The sequence below is a fragment of the Amycolatopsis sp. NPDC043887 genome, from assembly GCF_056435665.1.
Window position 1 is genome coordinate 439,136 of the sequence record NZ_JBWKEB010000002.1, and the last position, 19,359, is coordinate 458,494.

The following is a 19,359-nucleotide window of genomic DNA, read 5'->3' on the forward strand; positions in this document are numbered from 1 at the left end:
CCGGAAAGTCCTACCCGGTGGCGGGGGTGGCAGTGAGTGGCGTTTCGGGTTAGAACCCGAAACGCCACTCACGACCACCCGGTACCGGCACTTTCCTGCCAGAAGTCCGTGAAGGCCACCTTTGCCTTACCCCTCACTCAGGCGGGCAGGTCGAATTCGCCGTCCCGGACGCCTTTCAGGAACGCGTCCCATTCCGTCGGCGTGAACACGAGCAGGTGGCCGTCCGGTTCGACGGCCCGGCGCATCGCCGTGTAGGTGACGCCGTCAGTGTGGGGCACCAGCGCGTACTCGACGGCATCCTCGAGATTCGCGCCCTCCGGTTCCGCTCGGATCCACACCGCGTCACTCAAGTCCAGGTCTGGCCGGATATGGGCCTTGTCGTCCACCGGCTGCTCACTCATGGTGCCCACGCTATCGCTTTCCGATACGCAAAACGAAGGGGCCCTTCGTGATGAAGGGCCCCTTCGTGGTGACAACTAGGCGGTCTCGGTGATCGGCCGGTCCACCCACGACATCAGGTCGCGCAGCTTCTTGCCGGTCTCCTCGATCGGGTGCTGGTTGCCCTGCTCCTCGAGCTTGGTGAAGTTCGGGCGCCCGGCCTCGTCCTCGGCGACCCACTCGCGGGCGAAGGTGCCGTCCTGGATCTCGCCGAGGATCTTCTTCATCTCTTCCTTGACCGCCGGCGAGATGACGCGCGGGCCGCGGGTCAGGTCGCCGTACTCGGCGGTGTCGGAGATCGAGTAGCGCTGACGCGCGATGCCGCCCTCGTACATGAGGTCGACGATCAGCTTCAGCTCGTGCAGCACCTCGAAGTAGGCGATCTCCGGGGCGTAGCCGGCCTCGGTGAGCACCTCGAAACCGGTCTGCACCAGCGCGGAGGCGCCACCGCAGAGCACGGCCTGCTCGCCGAAGAGGTCGGTCTCGGTCTCCTCGGTGAAGGTCGTCTTGATGACACCGGCGCGGGCGCCACCGATGGCGGCCGCGTAGGAGAGCGCGAGCGCCTGCGCGTTGCCGGAGGCGTCCTGCTCGACCGCGATGAGCGCCGGGACGCCCTTGCCGTCGACGAACTGGCGGCGGACCAGGTGGCCAGGGCCCTTCGGCGCGACCATCGCGACGTCCACGTTCGACGGCGGCTTGATCAGGTCGTAGCGGATGTTGAAGCCGTGGCCGAAGAACAGCGCGTCGCCGTCCTTGAGGTTCGGCGCGATGTCCTGCTCGTAGATGAAGCGCTGCTTGGTGTCCGGCGCGAGGATCATGATCAGGTCGGCTTCGGCGCTGGCCTCGGCCGGGGTGAGCACGCGGAGCCCCTGCTCCTCGGCCTTGGCCCGCGACTTCGAGCCCTCGGGCAGACCGATGCGGACATCGACGCCGGAGTCGCGCAGGCTCAGCGAGTGCGCGTGACCCTGGCTGCCGTAGCCGATCACGGCGACCTTGCGACCCTGGATGATCGAAAGGTCCGCGTCGTCGTCGTAAAAGATTTCCACTGCCATGAGGGGTACTACTTCCTTTCCTGACTTACAAAGTTATCGAGCGGAGGTGGCGGTGATGGACCGGGCGCCCCGGCCGACCGCGACCATTCCGGACTGGACCAGTTCGCGGATGCCATAGGGCTCCAGCATCCGCAGCAGGGCACCGATCTTGTCCGAGGTGCCGGTGGCTTCGACGGTGAGCGCCTCGGGCGACACGTCCACCACTTTCGCGCGGAACAACTGCACTGTCTCGAGGACCTGGCTGCGCACGGTGTTGTCGGCCCGGACCTTGACGAGCAGCAGTTCACGCTGCACGGCTGTGGACTTTTCCAATTCCACGATCTTGATGACGTTGACCAGCTTGTTGAGCTGTTTGGTCACCTGTTCGAGCGGTAGCTCTTCGACGGCGACCACGATCGTCATCCGGGACACCTCGGGATTCTCCGTGGGCCCGACGGCGAGGGATTCGATGTTGAAACCACGCCGGGAGAACAGTCCGGAAACCCGCGCGAGGACACCGGGCTTGTTCTCGACCAGAACGCTCAGGGTGTGCACGCTCATCGGGCGTCTCCTTCTGTGGCGGCGTTCAGCTCCGCCTCGGCGGCGACCTCGTCGTCGTCGAAGAGCGGGCGGATCCCGCGCACGGCCATGATTTCGTCGTTACCGGTGCCCGCGGCCACCATGGGCCACACCTGAGCATCCTTCCCCACCACGAAATCGATCACGACGGGGCGGTCGTTGATCTCCATGGCACGCCGGATGGTGGCGTCGACGTCCTCCTTGGTCTCGCAGCGGAGCCCGGCGCAGCCGAGCGCCTCCGCGAGCAGGGTGAAGTCGGGGATGCGGTGCTTGTGCGTACCGAGATCGGTGTTGGAGTACCGCTCGGAGTAGAAGAGGTTCTGCCACTGGCGGACCATGCCGAGGTTGCCGTTGTTGATGACGGCGACCTTGATCGGCGCGCCTTCGATGGCGCAGGTGGCCAGTTCCTGGTTCGTCATCTGGAAACAGCCGTCGCCGTCGATGGCCCAGACCTGCTTGTCCGGCACGCCGAACTTGGCGCCCATCGCGGCGGGGACGGCGAAGCCCATCGTGCCGAGACCGCCGGAGTTGATCCAGGTGCGCGGGTTCTCGTACTTCACGAACTGCGCGGCCCACATCTGGTGCTGGCCGACGCCGGCGGTGTAGACCGCGTCCGGGCCGGCGAGGGAACCGATGCGCTCGATGACGTACTGCGGGGAAAGCGTCCCGTCTTCGGGCCACTCGTAACCGGCCGGGTAGTCGTCACGCCAGGCGCTCGCCTGCGTCCACCAGTCCTTCAGATCCGGCTTCGCGGACTTGTCGGTCTCGGCGCGGACGGCCTCGATCAGCTCGGTGATGATCTCCGCGCAGTCGCCCACGATCGGCACGTCCGCCTTGCGGTTCTTGGAGATCTCGGCCGGGTCGATGTCGGCGTGGACGATGGCGGCGTCCGGTGCGAACGAGGACAGCTGCCCGGTGACGCGGTCGTCGAAGCGGGCGCCGAGGGCGATCAGCAGATCCGCCCGCTGCATCGCGGCGACCGCGGCGACCGAACCGTGCATGCCCGGCATACCGAGGTGCTGCGGGTGCGAGTCGGGGAAGGCGCCGCGGGCCATCAGCGTGGTGACGACCGGGATCCCGGTCAGCTCGGCCAGTTCCATCAGCTGGCGCGAGGCATCGGCCTTGATCACGCCACCGCCGACGTAGAGGACCGGGCGACGCGACTTGCTGATCAGCCGGGCGGCCTCGCGGACCTGTTTGCCGTGCGGGCGCAGCGTGGGCCGGTAGCCCGGCAGCCGCAGCTCCGTCGGCCAGGAGAAGGAGGTCATCTCCTGCAGGACGTCCTTGGGGATGTCCACGAGGACCGGGCCGGGCCGGCCGGTCGAGGCGAGGTGGAAGGCCTCGGCGATGGTGCGCGGGATGTCGGCCGGGTCGGTGACCAGGAAGTTGTGCTTGGTGATCGGCATCGTGATGCCGCAGATGTCGGCTTCCTGGAAGGCGTCCGTGCCGATCAGCGCGCGGGACTGCTGGCCGGTGATGGCGACGACCGGGACCGAGTCCATGTTCGCGTCGGCCAGCGGGGTGACCAGGTTGGTCGCGCCAGGACCCGAGGTGGCCATGCACACCCCGACCTTGCCGGTGGCCTGCGCGTACCCGGTGGCGGCGTGGCCCGCACCCTGTTCGTGGCGGACCAGGACGTGGCGGACCTTCGTCGAGTCGAGCAGCGGGTCGTACGCCGGGAGAATGGTGCCGCCCGGAATACCGAACACGACCTCCGCGCCCACCGACTCGAGCGAGCGGACGAGCGACTGCGCGCCCGTGACCCGCACCGGGGTCCCGGCGGGCGGCGCCGGCTTGGGTCGGGCACCGGTGGTACCGGAGTTCGCTTCAGCTCGCGAGGTGGCACTAGTCATCGCTGTTTGCCTCGTCTTGTCTAGTCACTCGTTCGGGTATTCATTGGCTGGTCGGGCAAGTGAAATTGTTCCAGGCAACAAAAAACCCCCGCCGACCGGAGTGGTCGCACGAGGGTCGCGCGTCGACGCAGCGGAGACTTCCCTAAGCGTCGACGCGCTTGGGAAGTACGAGGCCGGTCTGCGTTGTCACGAGAGTGAAGCTAGCCGGTCGCCGTCAAGAGTGTCAACTCTGCGGGACGGCGATTCCGCATGCTGGACACCTCCGGTGCGTCGCGCGACCCGCGTTCGGGGCCTTCGAGGCGGCGGTGCACCATCTTTGACGTGGCAGAAGAAAAGCAGCAGGAACAGGCGAACGAGGACCGCAAGGCCGTCTTCAAAATCCCGAACACGGCGTTGCTGGCGATCGCTTTCCTCGTCGTTTGTGTGACGCCTGTCGCGTTCGGCGACGTGCCGTATCTCCAGTGGCTCTACCTCTTCCCGATCGCGCTGGCGGTGTTCGTCATCCGGACCCGCACGACGGCGACGGCCAAGGGGCTGGAGGTCCGCACGATGTTCGGGCGGCGGGACCTGCCGTGGACCTCGCTCAAGGGCCTCGCCATCACAGACAAGGCGAAGGTGCAGGCAGTGCTGAAGGACGAGACCAAGATCCCCCTTCCCGCCGTACGCACCCGTCACCTGCCGGTGATTTCGCTGGTCAGCGCGGGCCGCATGGCCGATCCCTCGGGGCTGACCGACGACGTGGCCAAGGCTCCGGAAAAGAGCGACGATTCCGGGGAGTAGGATTGGTAGGACCAGTTTGGCGCTCGTTCGCCCTGGTCCCCATCCCGAACCTTGGAGTCAGCCGTGCCTCAACTCCGTTCCCGGACCACCACCCACGGCCGCAACGCGGCGGGCGCCCGCTCGCTCTGGCGCGCCACCGGAATGACCGACAGCGACTTCGGCAAGCCGATCGTCGCCATCGCGAACTCCTACACCCAGTTCGTGCCGGGGCACGTGCACCTCAAGGACCTCGGCGAGATCGTGGCCGGCGCGGTGAAGGAGGCGGGCGGGGTCGCCCGCGAGTTCCACACGATCGCCGTCGACGACGGGATCGCCATGGGGCACAGCGGAATGCTCTACTCGCTGCCCTCGCGCGAGATCATCGCCGATGCGTGCGAGTACATGGTGAACGCGCACCAGGCCGACGCGCTCGTCTGCATCTCCAACTGCGACAAGATCACCCCGGGCATGCTGAACGCCGCCATGCGGCTGAACATCCCGGCGGTGTTCGTCTCCGGCGGCCCGATGGAGGCCGGGAAGGCCGTGGTCGTCGGCGGCGTCGCGCAGGCGCCGACCGACCTGATCACCGCGATCGCCGCGTCGGCCAGCAGCGAGGTCGACGAGGACGGGCTGTCCATTGTGGAGCGTTCCGCCTGCCCGACCTGTGGTTCGTGCTCGGGTATGTTCACCGCGAACTCGATGAACTGTCTCACCGAGGCGCTCGGGCTCTCCCTGCCGGGCAACGGTTCCACCCTCGCCACGCACGCCGCCCGCAAGGCGCTTTTCGAGGACGCCGGGCGCACGGTCGTCGAGCTGTGCAAGCGCTGGTATGAGCAGGACGACGAGTCCGCGCTCCCGCGCTCGATCGCGTCGAAGAAGGCGTTCGAGAACGCGATGGCCCTCGACATGGCGATGGGCGGTTCGACCAACACGGTGCTGCACATCCTCGCCGCCGCGCAGGAGGGCGAGGTCGACTTCACCATCGACGACATCGACGCCATCGGCCGCCGCGTGCCGTGCCTGTCGAAGGTCGCGCCGAACTCGGACTACCACATGGAGGACGTCCACCGCGCCGGCGGCATCCCCGCCATCCTGGGCGAACTGCACCGCGGCGGGCTGCTGAACACCGACGTCCACTCCGTGCACTCGCCGGATCTCGAATCGTGGCTGTCCACTTGGGACATCCGCGCGAAGGAACCGTCGGAGCGGGCGATCGAGCTGTTCCACGCGGCGCCGGGCGGGGTCCGCACCACGAAGGCGTTCTCCACCGAGAATCGGTGGTCCTCTTTGGACACCGATGCCGCGAACGGCTGCATCCACGACGTCGAGCACGCGTACACCAAGGACGGCGGGCTCGCGATCCTGCGCGGCAACCTCGCCGAGAACGGCGCCGTCATCAAGTCCGCGGGCATCGACGAGGAACTGTGGCACTTCGAGGGACCGGCCCGGGTGCTGGAAAGCCAGGAGGAGGCGGTTTCCGCCATCCTCAAGAAGGAGATCCAGCCCGGTGAGGTGCTGGTGATCCGCTACGAAGGCCCGGCGGGCGGCCCCGGCATGCAGGAGATGCTGCACCCGACGGCGTTCCTCAAGGGATCGGGACTGGGCAAGAAGTGCGCGCTGATCACCGACGGCCGGTTCTCCGGCGGCTCGTCGGGTATCTCGGTCGGGCACATCTCGCCCGAGGCCGCCGCGGGCGGGACGATCGGCTTGGTCCAGAACGGCGACCGGATCCTGCTCGACGTCCACGAGCGCCGTCTCGAACTGCTCGTCGACGAGGACGTCCTCGCCGAGCGGCGCGCGAAGATGGAGGCGAGCGAGCGGCCGTGGCAGCCGGTCTCGCGGGACCGGAAGATCACTGCCGCGCTGCGGGCCTACGCGCGGATGGCGACGTCGGCCGACACCGGCGCCGTCCGGGACCCGAGCAAGTAGCACGCCTGCCACAAGCATGCATTTAGAGGACTAAATGCGCCCTTCGCTCACTCCCCGTGGGGCGGGACGAGCGCATTTAGTCCTCTGAATGCGGGCGATCAGCGGCAGAGGACGAGCACCACGACCGAAGCGGCCGCCGCCAGCAGCAGCCCGATCAGCCCGAACGAAAGCGGCCGCTTCCGCCACGGGGTGTTGACGTCCAGCGCGATCCGCCCGGAGCCCGCGAGCAGCACGGCCAGCGAGGCCGCGCCCAGCAGGAGTTCGAACTCGAAACCCTGCCCCTGCTGCTGGAAGAACCCGCCGCCGAACTTGACGTAGACGATGTTCGCGCAGACCCCGAGGAGCGCCGCGGCACCGATCGGGGTGAACAGGCCCACCAGCACGAGCGCGCCGCCGACCACCTCGCTGATCCCGGTGATCCACGAAAGCAGCGTGGTCTGGCTGGTGTAACCGAAGCCGCCGAGCACCTTGGCGAATCCGCCGACCCCGGGCCCGCCGAAGGCGCCGAAGAGGTGCTGGAGCCCGTGCGCGCCCATGGTCACGCCGAGCACCACTCGCAGGACGAGCAGACCGAGGTCGATCCCGCCCCTGGTCTCCACCGGGGCCGGGCCGTTGTCGGGCTCGGCCACGTCCGAGATCATGCTGGTCTGGTAGTCATCGCTCACGCGCGAAGGGTAGGCGAAACCGGCCCGTCAGGCGACCGAACCGCCGGACCGGTGGCCGAGCGGCTCAGAACAGGGTCGCCGGCTCGACCGGTTCGGGCTCGGGCAGCGGGTCGAGGCCGGGCACCAGGGCGCGCACGTCGTCGTGGAACCGGCGGGCGAGCGCCGGGGCGTCGTCGTTGTCGGGCGTGTGCACGAAGACCGTCGGCGACCGGCCGTCACGCAGCCACCCGGCGACCACCTCGGTCCACGGCTCCCATCCCCGCGCGGTCTCCTCGGCCGAATCCCGGCCCAGATAACGGACGATCGGCCGATCGGTCAGTGCCCGCGTCCGCCGCGGCAGCCGGGGTTTCTTGGCCCAGGCGTCCTGCTCGGCCTCGCTGACCGGCGGGCTCGCGAAGAAGACCGTGGTGTCGAACGGCACCCACTCGGCGTCCGCGTCGGCGAGGGTCCCCTCCAGCAGCGACGTCGCGCCGGGATCGGTGTAGAACGCCGGGTGACGCACCTCCACGGCGCGCCGGAGCCCGGCGGGGAGACGGCGGAGGAAGCGGCCGAGGGCGTCGGCGTCCGGCGGGCCGAACGAGCCGGGCAGCTGAGTCCACAGGACCGCCCGGTCGCCGAGGGGTTCGATCGCGTCCAGGAACGCCCGCATCTCGGTCTCGACACCGGCGAGCCGTCGCTCGTGCGTGACGACCTTGGGCAGCTTGACCACGAACCGGAAGCCGGGGCCGGTCTGCCGCGCCCACGCCGCGACGGTGTCCCTGGCGGGGGTCGCGTAGAAGGTGGTGTTGCCCTCGACCGCGTTGCACCAGCCGGCGTACGCCCGCAGGCGCTCCCCGGCGGTCGGCGACCGCGGGACGAACCGCCCGGCCCACGCCTTGTGCGTCCACATCGCACAGCCGACATGAAGATTCGCCACGCTGCTCAGTATTCGCCGTGGACCAGGTTCTTCGGCAACTCTCCGCCCAGATAGTGGCTCAATTCCCGGACCACCACCGCGTAGGCGCGCTGCCGCCTCCCGCTCACGGAGCCCGCGACGTGCGGTGTCAGCAGCAGTCCCGGACAGTCCCACAGCAGGTGCCCGGCGGGCAGCGGCTCCGGGTCGGTCACGTCGAGCGCGGCGCGCAGCCGTCCCGACGCGAGTTCCGCGACGAGCGCGTCGGTGACCACGACCGCGCCCCGCGAGACGTTCACGAGGATCGCGTCGTCCGGCATCGCGGCCAGGAACTCCGCGTCGACCATGCCGCGCGTGTGCTGCGTGAGCGGCACCATGAGCACCGTGACGTCGTGGTGGGGCAGCAGGGCGGGGAGTTCGTCGGTGCCGTGGACACCTTCGCGAGCGTTCGCGCCCACCATCGCGCAGCGCACGTCGAACGTCTCCAGCCGACGGCGCAGATGCCTGCCGAGGTCGCCCGCGCCGATGATGAGGACCCGCTTGCCCTGCAGGGTGTCGGTGGTCCGGCGTTCCCAGTGCTTCCGCCGCAGGCCTTCGGCGAAGCCGTCGAGACCGCGGTAGATCGCCAGCAGTACCGCGACGACCCACTCGGCCGAGCTTCCGCCGTGCGCGCCGCGGCAGGTCGAGAGCAGGACACCGTCCGGCACCTTGCCGACCCAGTCCTCGGCACCCGCCACCAGCAGCTGCACGAGTTTGACGTTCGGCAGTGCGCGCCAGAGCTCGTCGCTGGGCCGGTCACCGGTCACGAGGACCTCGGCCTCGGCGGCTTCGGGAGGCACCGGCTCGCCGTGGCGGTACATCACGGGACGCACGCCGTCGATCTCCGAAAGCGCGGCCACTCCCTCTTCGTCGGGGACGAGAACGGTCACAGTCATGATCACCACGGTATCCAGTACCTCCGTGTCTCCGCCGGTGAACCCGCGTCCGCGATAGCGGGGCCTTCGGCCATGGCGGGTTTCACGCTTATGCCACTTTTTCGAGGACATCTCAGCTCCGCCAGTACCTCTTACCCGTGGCTCACGTACGCCCACCTAGGCTTGCCCCGTGCGTACCCGGTACCGGCGGAAATGGACCGCGCCGCTGGCCATGCTGGCCTGCGGCGCGCTGATGCTCTCCGGGTGTGCCGAATTCGACAACACCGCCGCCGGGCAGAAGTTCACCCCGGTCAACCCGCCGTCCCCCGAGGTCCCGCCGCACGTCGGGCCCGGCGGTGAAGCGGGCGACTCCGGTCCCGGGCGCGGCGGCGGGCGGAACCAGACGCCGACGCCGGTCCCGCCGCCGCAGGGGTGCAAGGACTTCGACAAGGCCGTCATCGCGACCTGCCTGGACACCGTCGCCGCCGTCGCCGCGATCCCCGGTGACGGTACCGCGCCCAGCGCGCTCGCGGGCGAACGCAAGAGCGGCCGGATCCTGCTCGCCGCCGCGGAGAAGGACCCGGCCGACTGGGCGACCGTCCCCGTGGACGGCTCCGGCGACGGCGGCCTCACCTCGCTCGCCCTCTCCCCGGGCTTCGCCGAAGACCAGCTCGTCTTCGCCTACATCACCACCCCGAACGACAACCGGGTCGTCCGGCTGGCGAAGGGCCAGGCGCCGAAACCGGTGCTGACCGGCATCCCCAAGGGCTCCACCGGCAACCGCGGCGCGATCAGCACCGACGCCAAGGGCGCGCTCCTGGTCGCCACCGGCGACGCGGGCAATCCCGGACTCGCCGCGGATCCCGCGTCACTCGCCGGGAAGGTGCTGCGCATCGACACGTCCGGCAAACCGGCCGCGGGGAACCCCACACCGGGTTCGGCGGTCTTCTCGACCGGCGTGCACTCCCCCGGCGGGATCTGCCGCGACCAGACCGGTTCCCGCGTGTGGCTGACCGACAGGCTGGCCGACAAGGACGTCCTGTACCGGCTTCGTGGTGGCCAGCCGCTGACCACCCCGGCCTGGAGCTGGACCGACAGGCCCGGGGTGGCGGGCTGCGCCGATTTCGTCGGCGCCACCGGCTATCTCTCGATCACCACGTCGATCGCGGGCAACCTGCAGAACCTGCCGGTCACCCCGGACGGAGCGGTGACCGGCAAGCCCAACGTCTTCATGGACGGCAAGGTCGGCAAGCCGCCGAAGACCTTCGGCAGGTTGTCCGCGATGAGCATGGTCAACCCGCAGATCGCGCTCGCCGGGACGGTCAACAAGGACGGCGGCACCCCGGTTTCGAGCGACGACCGCGTCGTCATCATCACGCCGTCGGCCAGCTCCGGCGGGGGCGGCAAGGACTGAGCGGCCTCACCTGGACGGCCTCGGATGGGCAGGCGGCGTGAACCGGGTGAACAACGGCGCCATCTCCTTCTCCTTGCCCTGCGGGTCGAACAGCTCCCGCACGAGCCGATACGCGGGGCCGAGCGCGGTCGCGGCGGCGGTGAGCCGGCGCGGATCGGTGGACCGCCAGTGGCCGGAGTCCACTCGGGACAGCAGGGTGCGCAGCAGGACGATCTCCTCGGCCGCGTTGAACGAGCAGTGACCGCCCCGGCTGACGTAGGTCTGCCGCAGCAGACCGGGATCGCCGTTGCGCCGTACCTGGTCGCCGTACCACCGGGCCTGCCCCGTGATGGCGCCGCCGTCTCCGGTGGTGTGCGCGGTCAGCACGGGTGACGGCGTGGTGCCGCGCGCCACCATGTAGCGGTGCATGTAGGCCTGCGCCTTCGGATCCGCCGAGATCCGCGGGGCCACGGCGAGCCGGTCGAGATCGGCTTCCAGATCCACGCCTCCGGCGCGGTAGGCGTGCCGGACCAAGTCTAGCCCACCGGAACGGGCGAGCTGACGCCGATAGTCGATCCCGGCGTTCGAGGACGGGTTCCCGCCTGCCCGGTGCTCGATTTCGGGACGTGCGGACGGTCCGTAGCCGTACACGTAGACCCCGGTGACCCACAACGCCTGCTGCGCGAGACGGTCCGCGGGGTCCGTCGGCTCCGGTTCGTGCGCGAGCGCCCAGCCCGGGACGGTGCCCAGTGCCCCGGCCAGCGCGATCCGGGCCCGGCCGGCCTCGGTCTTTTGGGCTTCGGCCACGACGGCTTCGAGCGCCGCCTGCGCGCCCTGCGGGTCGCGAGGCCGGACGAGGTCGATGTCCGCGTCCGGAGCCAGCAGGGTCTTGAGCGCGAAAAGCATGTCCAGAGCGCTGTTCCACGTGCCGTTCGCGTCGTACTCGCCGCACTGCGTCAGGACGCCGTCGAACCGGCCCGGGTTGTTCTCGGCCAGCTTCAGGGAGATCACGGCGCCCATGGACATCCCGCTGGTGATGGTCCGCCGCGGTTTCCCCACGTTGGCCTCGAACCAGTCGAGCAAGGCGATCTGATCGGTCAGGGCCTCCTCGATCGCGTGCCCGTAAACGCCCTTGTAGTTCGACGCGGCCAGCGCGTAGCCCTGATCGAGCAGCCAAGACTCGGTCTCGGGTCTGGTGGCCAGCATGATCTGCTCCGGCTTCCCCCATTCCTCCACATAGAGCCCGTGGCTGTAGAGCACCAGCGTGCCGTTCCAGCGTTTCGGCACTTTGACCAGGTAGTCCGCTCCGTCGATCGTCCCTTCATGGACGCGCGAGCGCTCTTCGGCGGCCGCCGGCGTGGCGGTGAACAGTGCCCCGAAGAGGAGCGCGACGAGCACGGTGATCAGCGTCCTGCGTGTGTGAGTCATACGGGAAAATTAGGTGACCAAATGGTCACCTGTCAACGCCGTATGAGGCTCTCCGCACGAACGAAGAGATCGATCAGGGGCGGCGAGTACGGGTCTCGGCGCGAAGGAGGCGGACGTCGAAGAACGCGACGACCGCGGAGACGACAGCGGCGAGCAGGCCGATGTAGCGGCCGAGCCCGGTCCCGATCTCGATGCCGGCGGCGGAGAAGATCCCGCGCTGATCGGCGTCGAACTGCCAGTCGAGGGTGGTCCAGCCGAGCACCATCAGCAGCAGCGCGCCGATGGCCGCCATCAGCCACAGATGCGGCAGGCCCGCGCGGCGGACGGCGTCGACTCGGCCGAACAGCACGACGGCCACGCCGGGCAAGAACAGGAGGAAGAGCGGCGCCCAGGCGAGGAAGCCAGAGCGCCACGCGTCGCGCGTGACGTCGTCGGCGGGCAACGTCGTCAGCGCGTCCTCGATTTCCGGGCGCGAGGCGGTCAGCGTCGTCCACGGAAGGAACAAGGCCACCAGCGCGAGCAGCCCGGCCGCGAGGCCGAGCCACTCACGCCAGGTGACCTTCTTCAAAGCGAGATCAGGCACCGACTCGCTCGACGATCAGTTCGCGCACGCGCTTGGCGTCGGCCTGGCCCTTGGTGGCCTTCATGACCGCGCCGACGATCGCCCCGGCCGCGGCCACCTTGCCGCCGCGGATCTTCTCGGCGACGTCGGGCTGCGCGGCGAGCGCCTCGTCGACCGCCGCGATGAGCGCGGAGTCGTCGGAGACGACCTTCAGGCCGCGCTTCTCGACGACCTCGGACGGCGAACCCTCGCCGGCGAGCACGCCCTGCACGACCTCCTTGGCCAGCTTGTTGGTCAGCTCACCGGCGTTCACCAGCGCGATGACCTCGGCCAGCTGCGCCGGGGTGATCGCCAGCTCCGCCAGTTCGATCTCGCGGGAGTTGGCTTCCTGCGCCAGCGTGTTGACCCACCAGCTGCGGGCCTCGTCCGGGGTCGCGCCCGCCTCGACGGTGGCGGCGACCAGGTCGACCGCGCCGACGTTGAGCAGGTCGCGCAGTGCCTCGTCGGTCAGGTTCCACTCGCGCTGGATGCGCTTGCGGCGTTCCGACGGCATCTCCGGCAGCGTCTTGCGCAGCTCCTCGACCCATTCGCGCGACGGCGCGATCGGGACCAGGTCGGGCTCCGGGAAGTACCGGTAGTCCTCGGCGGTCTCCTTGGTGCGGCCCGGCGACGTGGTGCCGTCGGCCTCCTGGAAGTGCCGCGTCTCCTGCTTGATCGACCCGCCCTCGGCGAGGATCGCCGCCTGGCGCGTCATCTCGTAGCGCACGGCGCGCTCGACGCTGCGCAGCGAGTTGACGTTCTTGGTCTCGGTGCGCGTGCCGAACTCGGTCGCGTCCTTGGCCATCAGCGAGACGTTCGCGTCGCAGCGCAGGGAACCCTGGTCCATGCGGACGTCGGAGACGTCCAGCGCGCGCAGCAGATCCCGCAGGGCGCTCACGTACGCGCGGGCGACCTCGGGGGCACGGCCGCCGGTGTGCTCGATCGTCTTGGTGACGATCTCGATCAGCGGCACGCCGGCGCGGTTGTAGTCGAGCAGCGAGTGCTCGGCGCCGTGGATCCGCCCGGTGGCGCCGCCGACGTGCAGCGACTTGCCGGTGTCCTCCTCCATGTGCGCGCGCTCGATCTCCACGCGCACGACCTCACCGTCGTCCAGCGTCACGTCGAGGTAGCCGTTGAAGGCGATCGGCTCGTCGTACTGCGAGGTCTGGAAGTTCTTCGGCATGTCCGGGTAGAAGTAGTTCTTCCGGGCGAACCGGCACCATTCGGCGATCTCGCAGTTGAGCGCCAGCCCGATGCGGATCGCACCCTCGACCGCCTTGCCGTTCACGACCGGCAGCGAACCGGGCAGGCCGAGACAGGTCGGGCACACCTTGGTGTTCGGCTCGCCGCCGAACTCGTTGGCGCAGCCGCAGAACATCTTGGTGTTCGTGTTCAGCTCGACGTGCACCTCGAGGCCCAGCACCGGGTCGAACCGCTCGATGACGTCGGCGTAGTCCATCAACTCAACCACGGCGGTCACTTCTTTCCTCCCAGCTCCGGAACCTCGTGCACCAGCGAGCCACCGTTGGCGGCGTCGCGTGCGACCTCGTAGGCGGCGCCGACGCGGTACAGCCGGTCGTCGGCCATCGCGGGGGCCATGATCTGGAGGCCGACCGGCAGGCCGTCCTCGTGCGACAGTCCACTTGGGACACTCATCGCGGCGTTGCCGGCGAGGTTCGACGGAATGGTGCAGAGGTCCGCCAGGTACATCGCCATCGGGTCGTCGACGCGCTCGCCGATCTTGAACGCCGTGGTCGGCGTGGTCGGCGAGACCAGCACGTCCACCTTTTCGTACGCGGCTTCGAAGTCCCGCGTGATGAGCGTGCGGACCTTCTGCGCCGAGCCGTAGTAGGCGTCGTAGTAGCCCGAGGACAGCGCGTACGTGCCGAGCATGATGCGGCGCTTGACCTCGGGGCCGAAGCCCTTCTCACGGGTCAGCGACATGACCTCTTCGGCGCTGTGCTCGCCGTCGTCGGACACGCGCAGGCCGTAGCGCATGGCGTCGAACCGGGCGAGGTTCGACGAGCACTCGCTCGGCGCGATCAGGTAGTACGCGGGCAGCGCGTAGGTGAAGTTCGGGCACGAGACCTCGACGACCTCGGCACCGAGCGCGCGCAGCTGCTCGACGGCGGCCTCGAAGGACCGCGACACGCCCGGCTGGTAGCCGTCGCCGGCGAATTCCTTGACCACGCCGACGCGAACGCCCTTGAGGTCACCGGTCAGGCCCTGGCGGGCCGCGGCGACCACCGGCGGGACCGGCGCGTCGATCGAGGTCGAGTCCATCGGGTCGTACCCGGCGATGACCTCGTGCAGCAGAGCGGCGTCGAGCACCGTCCGCGCGCAGGGGCCGGCCTGGTCGAGCGACGACGAGAAGGCGACGAGACCGTAGCGGGAGACACCGCCGTAGGTCGGCTTCACACCGACGGTGCCGGTGACCGCGCCGGGCTGGCGGATCGAGCCACCGGTGTCGGTGCCGATCGCGATCGCGGCCTCGAACGCCGCGATGGAGGCCGAGGAGCCACCACCGGAACCGCCGGGGATACGGGCGTGGTCCCACGGGTTGTGCGTCGGGCCGAACGCGGAGTTCTCCGTGGAGGAGCCCATCGCGAACTCGTCCATGTTGGTCTTGCCGAGCACCACGACACCGGCCTCGCGCAGCTTGCGCGTCACGGTGGCGTCGTACGGCGGGAGCCAGTTCTCCAGGGTCTTCGAACCGACCGTGGTCGGGATGCCCTTGGTGGTCAGCACGTCCTTGAGCGCCAGCGGGACACCGGCGAGCGCCGACTTCGGCGCCTTGCCCTCGGCGACGTCGGCGTCCACCGCGCGGGCGGCTTCGAGCGCGCCCTCGGTGTCGACGTGCAGGAAGGCGTGGATGTGGTCGTCTACCTCGGCGATCCGGTCCAGGTGGGCCTGGGTGACCTCGACGGCCGATACCTCTCGGGACTGGATCTTCTCCGCCAGCTCGGCGGCGGTCAGCTTGATGAGTTCGGTCACTGTTCTTCTCCCAGAATCCGCGGCACCCGGAAACGACCCTCTTCGCTGGCAGGCGCACCGGCCAGCGCCTGCTGCTGGGTCAGCCCCGGTCGGACCGTGTCCTCACGGAACACGTTGGTCAGCGGCACGGCGTGCGACGTGGGCGGGACATCCTCGCCTGCGACCTCGCTCACCTTGGCCACCGAGTCCAGGATCTGGTCGAGCTGGCCCGCGAAGACGTCCAGCTCCTCTTCGGTGACGGCAAGCCTGGCCAGCTTGGCGAGGTGTGCGACCTCGTCGCGGGAAATGTTGGGCACGCGGGTGACTCCCGGGGTGTGCTGTGCGGGTTCTGTCGGAAGCTGCAAGTCTATGGTGGCGGCGTCGGCGGACTCGACTGGGTTATGCCGCGGCCTGCGCTCCCATGTCGGGTAAGGAGTGCCTGGTTCGTTATCCCGCGCCCCGGACGTCGGTCCCCATTACCTCGTCCGGTCTGTCACAATCGGCGCCCGGCGTAGCGCGTTCCACGGCGAGGCTGGGACGCCTGAGGCGAGAGGGGCGCGTGTGTCGTTCCTGATCCGGGTCCAATTACCGGACACCCCGGGGACCCTCGGCGCGGTCGCCACCGCGCTCGGCACCGTCGGCGCCGACATCCTGAGCGTGGACGTGGTCGAACGCGGCGGCGGTGTCGCCGTCGACGACCTCGTCGTCGAAATCCCGTCCGGCAGGCTGCCGGACGCGCTCATCACCGCCGCCGAAAGCGTCGACGGGGTCGAGGTCGACGCCGTCCGCCCGTACGCCGGGGTCCTGGACACCCATCGCGAGCTCGAACTGGTCGAGGAGATCGCCGCGAAGCCCGCTTCGGGGCTGGAGATCCTCGCCGAAGGGGTGCCGCGGATCATCCGGGCGGGCTGGGCCGTGGTCGTCGAGCACGCCGAGGCCGGCGCGATCCGGCTCGCGTCGTCCAACGCCGCGCCCGAGACGCCGATCACCGACCTGCCGTGGCTGCCGCTGGAACGCGCCACCATCCTCGACGCCGAGGAGGCCTGGGTGCCGGAGACGTGGAAGGAACTGGGGACCGAACTCGCGGCGACGCCGCTGGGGAAGCCCGGGAAGGCGCTGCTGGTCGCCCGGCCGGGCGGGCCGAACTTCCGGGCCGCCGAGGTGGCCCGGCTGGCGCACTTCGCGGGCATCGTCGCTGTCGTGCTGGACAGCTGACTCCGCGTTTCGTCCTCTGAATGCGGTAGTTGCACGCGCAAGTACCGCATTCAGAGGACTAAATGCGGGGGTTAGGTGAGCTCCAGACGGTACGCGATCAGGGTCACCCCGGGATGCGGCTCCCAGTCCCGCTCGGGCAGCCGAGCGAAACCGAGCCGCTCGTAGAGCCGGTGCGCCCGCGTCATCGTCTCCAGGCTGCACAGCACCACCCGCGCCGCGCCGAGTTCACGCGCCCGCGCGATGACCGCCCTGGTCAGGGCCTCGCCGATGCCGCGTCCGGTCGCCGAGGGCAGCACGCCGAGCATGCGGAACTCCAGTTCGCCCTCACGGGACAGCTCGGCGAAGGGCGTCCCCGGACGGGCGATGGTGACCGTGCCGACGAGCGTGCCGTCCGCGTCCACCGCGACCAGCAGTTCGGCCAGCTCCGCCCGCCGGGCCGCGTCGAGCAGTTCGGTGGCGTAGCCCACGCCGTCGACGAGGGTCCGCTCCGCGGAGTACGCGGCCAGCGTGAGCTCCCCGATCGCCGTCAGCTCCGCGGGGCGGGCGGGCCGGATCTCCAGGTCACTCATCGGTCGGCAGAGCCAGTTCGGCCGCGGCCTCGGGGCCGCTCTCCAGCAGCACGCGGAAGCCGTTCTCGTCGAGCACCGGCACCTTCAGCTGGACGGCCTTGTCGTACTTCGTGCCCGGAGCGTCACCGACGACGACGAACGCCGTCTTCTTCGACACCGAACCGGCCGCCTTCCCGCCGCGGGCCATGATGTATTCCTTGGCCTCGTCTCGGGAGTAGTCGTTCAGCGAACCGGTGACGACGATCGACAGGCCTTCGAGGTTGCGCGGGATGGACTCGTCGCGCTCCTCCTCCATCCGCACGCCCGCCGCACGCCACTTCTCGACGATCTCGCGGTGCCAGTCGACCTCGAACCACTCCTTCGCCGCGCGCGCGATGGTCGGGCCGACGCCGTCGACACTGGAGAGCTCCTCCTCCGAGGCGTTCTCGATCCGTTCCAGGGAACCGAATTCCCGCGCGAGCGCCTGCGCCGCCGTCGGGCCGACGTGCCGGATCGACAGGCCGACGATGACCTTCCACAGTGGACGGTCCTTCACCGTCTCCAGGTTGTCCAGCAGCTTGCGCCCGTTGGCCGACAGCTCCCCCGCCTTGGTGCGGAACAGCTCCACCTGGAGCAGCTTTTCCTCGTCCAGATCGAAGATGTCGCCCTCGTCGTGCACCACACCGGCGTCGAGCAGCGCGACCGCGGCCTCGTAGCCGAGCACCTCGATGTCGAACGCGCCGCGGCCGCCCAGATGGAACAGCCGCTCCCGCAACTGCGCCGGGCAGGACCGCGAATTCGGGCAACGGATGTCGATGTCGCCCTCCTTCTGGTACGCCAGTTCGGTGTCGCAGTTGGGGCAGCGCAACGGCATCACGAACTCGCGCTCCTCGCCGGTGCGCGCGTCGGCGACCGGGCCGAGCACCTCGGGGATGACGTCGCCCGCCTTGCGGATGACGACCTTGTCCCCGATCAGCACGCCCTTGCGTTTGACCTCTTCCTGGTTGTGCAGCGTCGCCATCGCCACCGTGGACCCGGCCACCTTCACCGGCTCCATCACCGCGAACGGGGTGACCCGCCCGGTGCGGCCGACGTTGACCTGGATGTCCAGCAGGGTGGTGATCGCCTCTTCCGGCGGGTACTTGTAGGCGATCGCCCAGCGCGGAGCCCGCGAGGTCGTGCCGAGACGGCGCTGCAGCGCGACCTCGTCGACCTTGATGACGACGCCGTCGATCTCGTGCTCGGCGTCGTGCCGGTGTTCGCCCCAGTATTCGATGTGCTCCAGCAGTTCCTTGCCCGAACCGAGCACCTTGCTGTGCGGCGAGACCGGCAGGCCCCACGCGGCGAGCGCGTCGTACGCCTCGGACTGGCGCTTCGGTTCGAAGCCCTCACGTTTGCCGAGACCGTGGCAGATCAACCGCAGGTTGCGGGACTTCGTGATCTTGGGATCCTTCTGGCGCAACGATCCGGCGGCGGTGTTGCGCGGGTTCGCGTACGGATCCTTGCCCGCCTCGACCATCTTCGCGTTCAGCGCCAGGAAGTCCTCGACGCGGAAGAACACCTCACCGCGGACCTCGACCAGCGCGGGCACCGGGAACTCGTCCGTGCTCCTCAGCCGCTCGGGCACCTGCTCCAGCGTGCGGACGTTGAGCGTGACGTCCTCGCCGGTGCGGCCGTCGCCCCTGGTCAGCGCGCGGGTCAGGCGGCCGTTCTCGTACAGCAGGTTGATCGCGAGCCCGTCGATCTTCAGCTCGGCGAGGTACTTCGTCGCGCCGATCTCCTTCTGGACCCGCTCGACCCACGTCTCGAAACTTTCGGTGTCGAAGACGTTGTCCAGGCTGAGCATGCGCTCGAGGTGGTCGTGCGCGACGAACTCGGTGGAGAACGTGCCGCCGACGTTCTGCGTCGGCGACTCCGGCGTCACCAGCCCGGGATGCTCGTCCTCGATGGCCTGGAGTTCGTTGAGCAGCTCGTCGAACCGGCCGTCGGACACGATCGGTGAATCCAGCACGTAGTACCGGAACTGGTGACCGCGGATCTCCTCCGCCAGTTCGGCATGCCTTTCACGGACGTCGGCGGGGACGTCCGTGACATCCTGCACGGGCTCGGGGTTTTCGGGAAGTTCGCTGCTCACGGGGGTG

Annotated in this window: 18 protein-coding genes; 4 read left to right on the forward strand and 14 right to left on the reverse strand. The window is 69.3% G+C overall.

Going from position 1 to position 19,359, the window contains the following annotated elements; translation table 11 throughout:
* Positions 1 to 137: 137 nt before the first annotated feature.
* The 4 genes from AC069H_RS07190 to AC069H_RS07205 all read right to left on the reverse strand — a co-directional run bounded on the left by AC069H_RS07190 (position 138) and on the right by AC069H_RS07205 (position 3,901).
* Positions 138 to 401, reverse strand: a complete 264-nt coding sequence (locus AC069H_RS07190) for a DUF397 domain-containing protein (protein ID WP_340683496.1) — start codon at positions 399 to 401, stop codon at positions 138 to 140.
* Positions 402 to 476: 75 nt separating this feature from the next.
* On the reverse strand, positions 477 to 1,490 hold the full coding sequence (gene ilvC, locus AC069H_RS07195) for a ketol-acid reductoisomerase (protein WP_016336537.1): 1,014 nt from the start codon (positions 1,488 to 1,490) through the stop codon (positions 477 to 479).
* Positions 1,491 to 1,523: 33 nt separating this feature from the next.
* On the reverse strand, positions 1,524 to 2,030 hold the full coding sequence (gene ilvN / locus AC069H_RS07200) for an acetolactate synthase small subunit (protein ID WP_034315713.1): 507 nt from the start codon (positions 2,028 to 2,030) through the stop codon (positions 1,524 to 1,526).
* Positions 2,027 to 3,901, reverse strand: coding sequence for an acetolactate synthase large subunit (locus AC069H_RS07205; RefSeq protein ID WP_478231660.1), 1,875 nt, complete (start codon positions 3,899 to 3,901; stop codon positions 2,027 to 2,029). Before AC069H_RS07205 ends, ilvN begins: the two co-directional genes overlap by 4 nt.
* A 321-nt stretch (positions 3,902 to 4,222) precedes the next feature.
* On the opposite strand from AC069H_RS07205, the gene AC069H_RS07210 reads away from it, so the two are divergent.
* Positions 4,223 to 4,681, forward strand: coding sequence for a PH domain-containing protein (locus AC069H_RS07210; protein ID WP_478231939.1), 459 nt, complete (start codon positions 4,223 to 4,225; stop codon positions 4,679 to 4,681).
* 63 nt (positions 4,682 to 4,744) lie between these two features.
* Positions 4,745 to 6,589: a dihydroxy-acid dehydratase gene (gene ilvD, locus AC069H_RS07215; protein ID WP_478231661.1), complete on the forward strand. Its 1,845-nt coding sequence runs from the start codon at positions 4,745 to 4,747 to the stop codon at positions 6,587 to 6,589.
* 98 nt (positions 6,590 to 6,687) lie between these two features.
* On the opposite strand, the gene AC069H_RS07220 is transcribed toward ilvD, so the two are convergent.
* The 3 genes from AC069H_RS07220 to AC069H_RS07230 form a co-directional block, all read right to left on the reverse strand.
* Positions 6,688 to 7,230: a DoxX family protein gene (locus AC069H_RS07220; RefSeq protein WP_478231940.1), complete on the reverse strand. Its 543-nt coding sequence runs from the start codon at positions 7,228 to 7,230 to the stop codon at positions 6,688 to 6,690.
* A gap of 88 nt (positions 7,231 to 7,318) precedes the next feature.
* Entirely contained in the window at positions 7,319 to 8,143 is an 825-nt protein-coding gene (locus AC069H_RS07225) for a DUF72 domain-containing protein (RefSeq protein ID WP_478231941.1), read from the reverse strand.
* A 32-nt stretch (positions 8,144 to 8,175) separates the two neighbouring features.
* Entirely contained in the window at positions 8,176 to 9,081 is a 906-nt protein-coding gene (locus AC069H_RS07230; RefSeq protein ID WP_478231662.1) for a 2-hydroxyacid dehydrogenase, read from the reverse strand.
* Positions 9,082 to 9,250: 169 nt separating this feature from the next.
* Between AC069H_RS07230 and AC069H_RS07235 the strand changes: the two genes are divergently transcribed.
* A complete protein-coding gene (locus AC069H_RS07235; RefSeq protein ID WP_478230697.1) occupies positions 9,251 to 10,474 on the forward strand; it encodes a PQQ-dependent sugar dehydrogenase in 1,224 nt (407 codons plus the stop codon).
* Positions 10,475 to 10,480: 6 nt separating this feature from the next.
* On the opposite strand, the gene AC069H_RS07240 is transcribed toward AC069H_RS07235, so the two are convergent.
* The 5 genes from AC069H_RS07240 to gatC all read right to left on the reverse strand — a co-directional run bounded on the left by AC069H_RS07240 (position 10,481) and on the right by gatC (position 15,772).
* Positions 10,481 to 11,881 (reverse strand): alpha/beta hydrolase family protein, encoded by a 1,401-nt coding sequence (locus AC069H_RS07240; protein WP_478231663.1) that lies wholly within the window; start codon positions 11,879 to 11,881, stop codon positions 10,481 to 10,483.
* A 73-nt stretch (positions 11,882 to 11,954) separates the two neighbouring features.
* The gene (locus AC069H_RS07245) at positions 11,955 to 12,464 is read right to left on the reverse strand and encodes a hypothetical protein (RefSeq protein WP_478231664.1); all 510 of its coding nucleotides are present in this window, start codon (positions 12,462 to 12,464) and stop codon (positions 11,955 to 11,957) included.
* Entirely contained in the window at positions 12,457 to 13,962 is a 1,506-nt protein-coding gene (gene gatB / locus AC069H_RS07250) for an Asp-tRNA(Asn)/Glu-tRNA(Gln) amidotransferase subunit GatB (RefSeq protein WP_240600545.1), read from the reverse strand. Before gatB ends, AC069H_RS07245 begins: the two co-directional genes overlap by 8 nt.
* Positions 13,959 to 15,476, reverse strand: a complete 1,518-nt coding sequence (gene gatA / locus AC069H_RS07255) for an Asp-tRNA(Asn)/Glu-tRNA(Gln) amidotransferase subunit GatA (protein WP_478231665.1) — start codon at positions 15,474 to 15,476, stop codon at positions 13,959 to 13,961. Before gatA ends, gatB begins: the two co-directional genes overlap by 4 nt.
* Positions 15,473 to 15,772 (reverse strand): Asp-tRNA(Asn)/Glu-tRNA(Gln) amidotransferase subunit GatC, encoded by a 300-nt coding sequence (gene gatC / locus AC069H_RS07260; protein WP_005162012.1) that lies wholly within the window; start codon positions 15,770 to 15,772, stop codon positions 15,473 to 15,475. Before gatC ends, gatA begins: the two co-directional genes overlap by 4 nt.
* Positions 15,773 to 16,016: 244 nt before the next feature.
* Between gatC and AC069H_RS07265 the strand changes: the two genes are divergently transcribed.
* Positions 16,017 to 16,670 (forward strand): ACT domain-containing protein, encoded by a 654-nt coding sequence (locus AC069H_RS07265; RefSeq protein ID WP_378443154.1) that lies wholly within the window; start codon positions 16,017 to 16,019, stop codon positions 16,668 to 16,670.
* A 71-nt stretch (positions 16,671 to 16,741) separates the two neighbouring features.
* On the opposite strand, the gene AC069H_RS07270 is transcribed toward AC069H_RS07265, so the two are convergent.
* Positions 16,742 to 17,239 carry a GNAT family N-acetyltransferase gene (locus AC069H_RS07270; protein WP_478231666.1) on the reverse strand — a complete coding sequence of 166 codons (498 nt, stop codon included), beginning with the start codon at positions 17,237 to 17,239 and terminating at the stop codon, positions 16,742 to 16,744.
* Positions 17,232 to 19,352, reverse strand: coding sequence for an NAD-dependent DNA ligase LigA (gene ligA / locus AC069H_RS07275; protein WP_478231667.1), 2,121 nt, complete (start codon positions 19,350 to 19,352; stop codon positions 17,232 to 17,234). The genes AC069H_RS07270 and ligA overlap by 8 nt, the downstream gene beginning before the upstream one ends.
* Positions 19,353 to 19,359 lie beyond the last annotated feature (7 nt).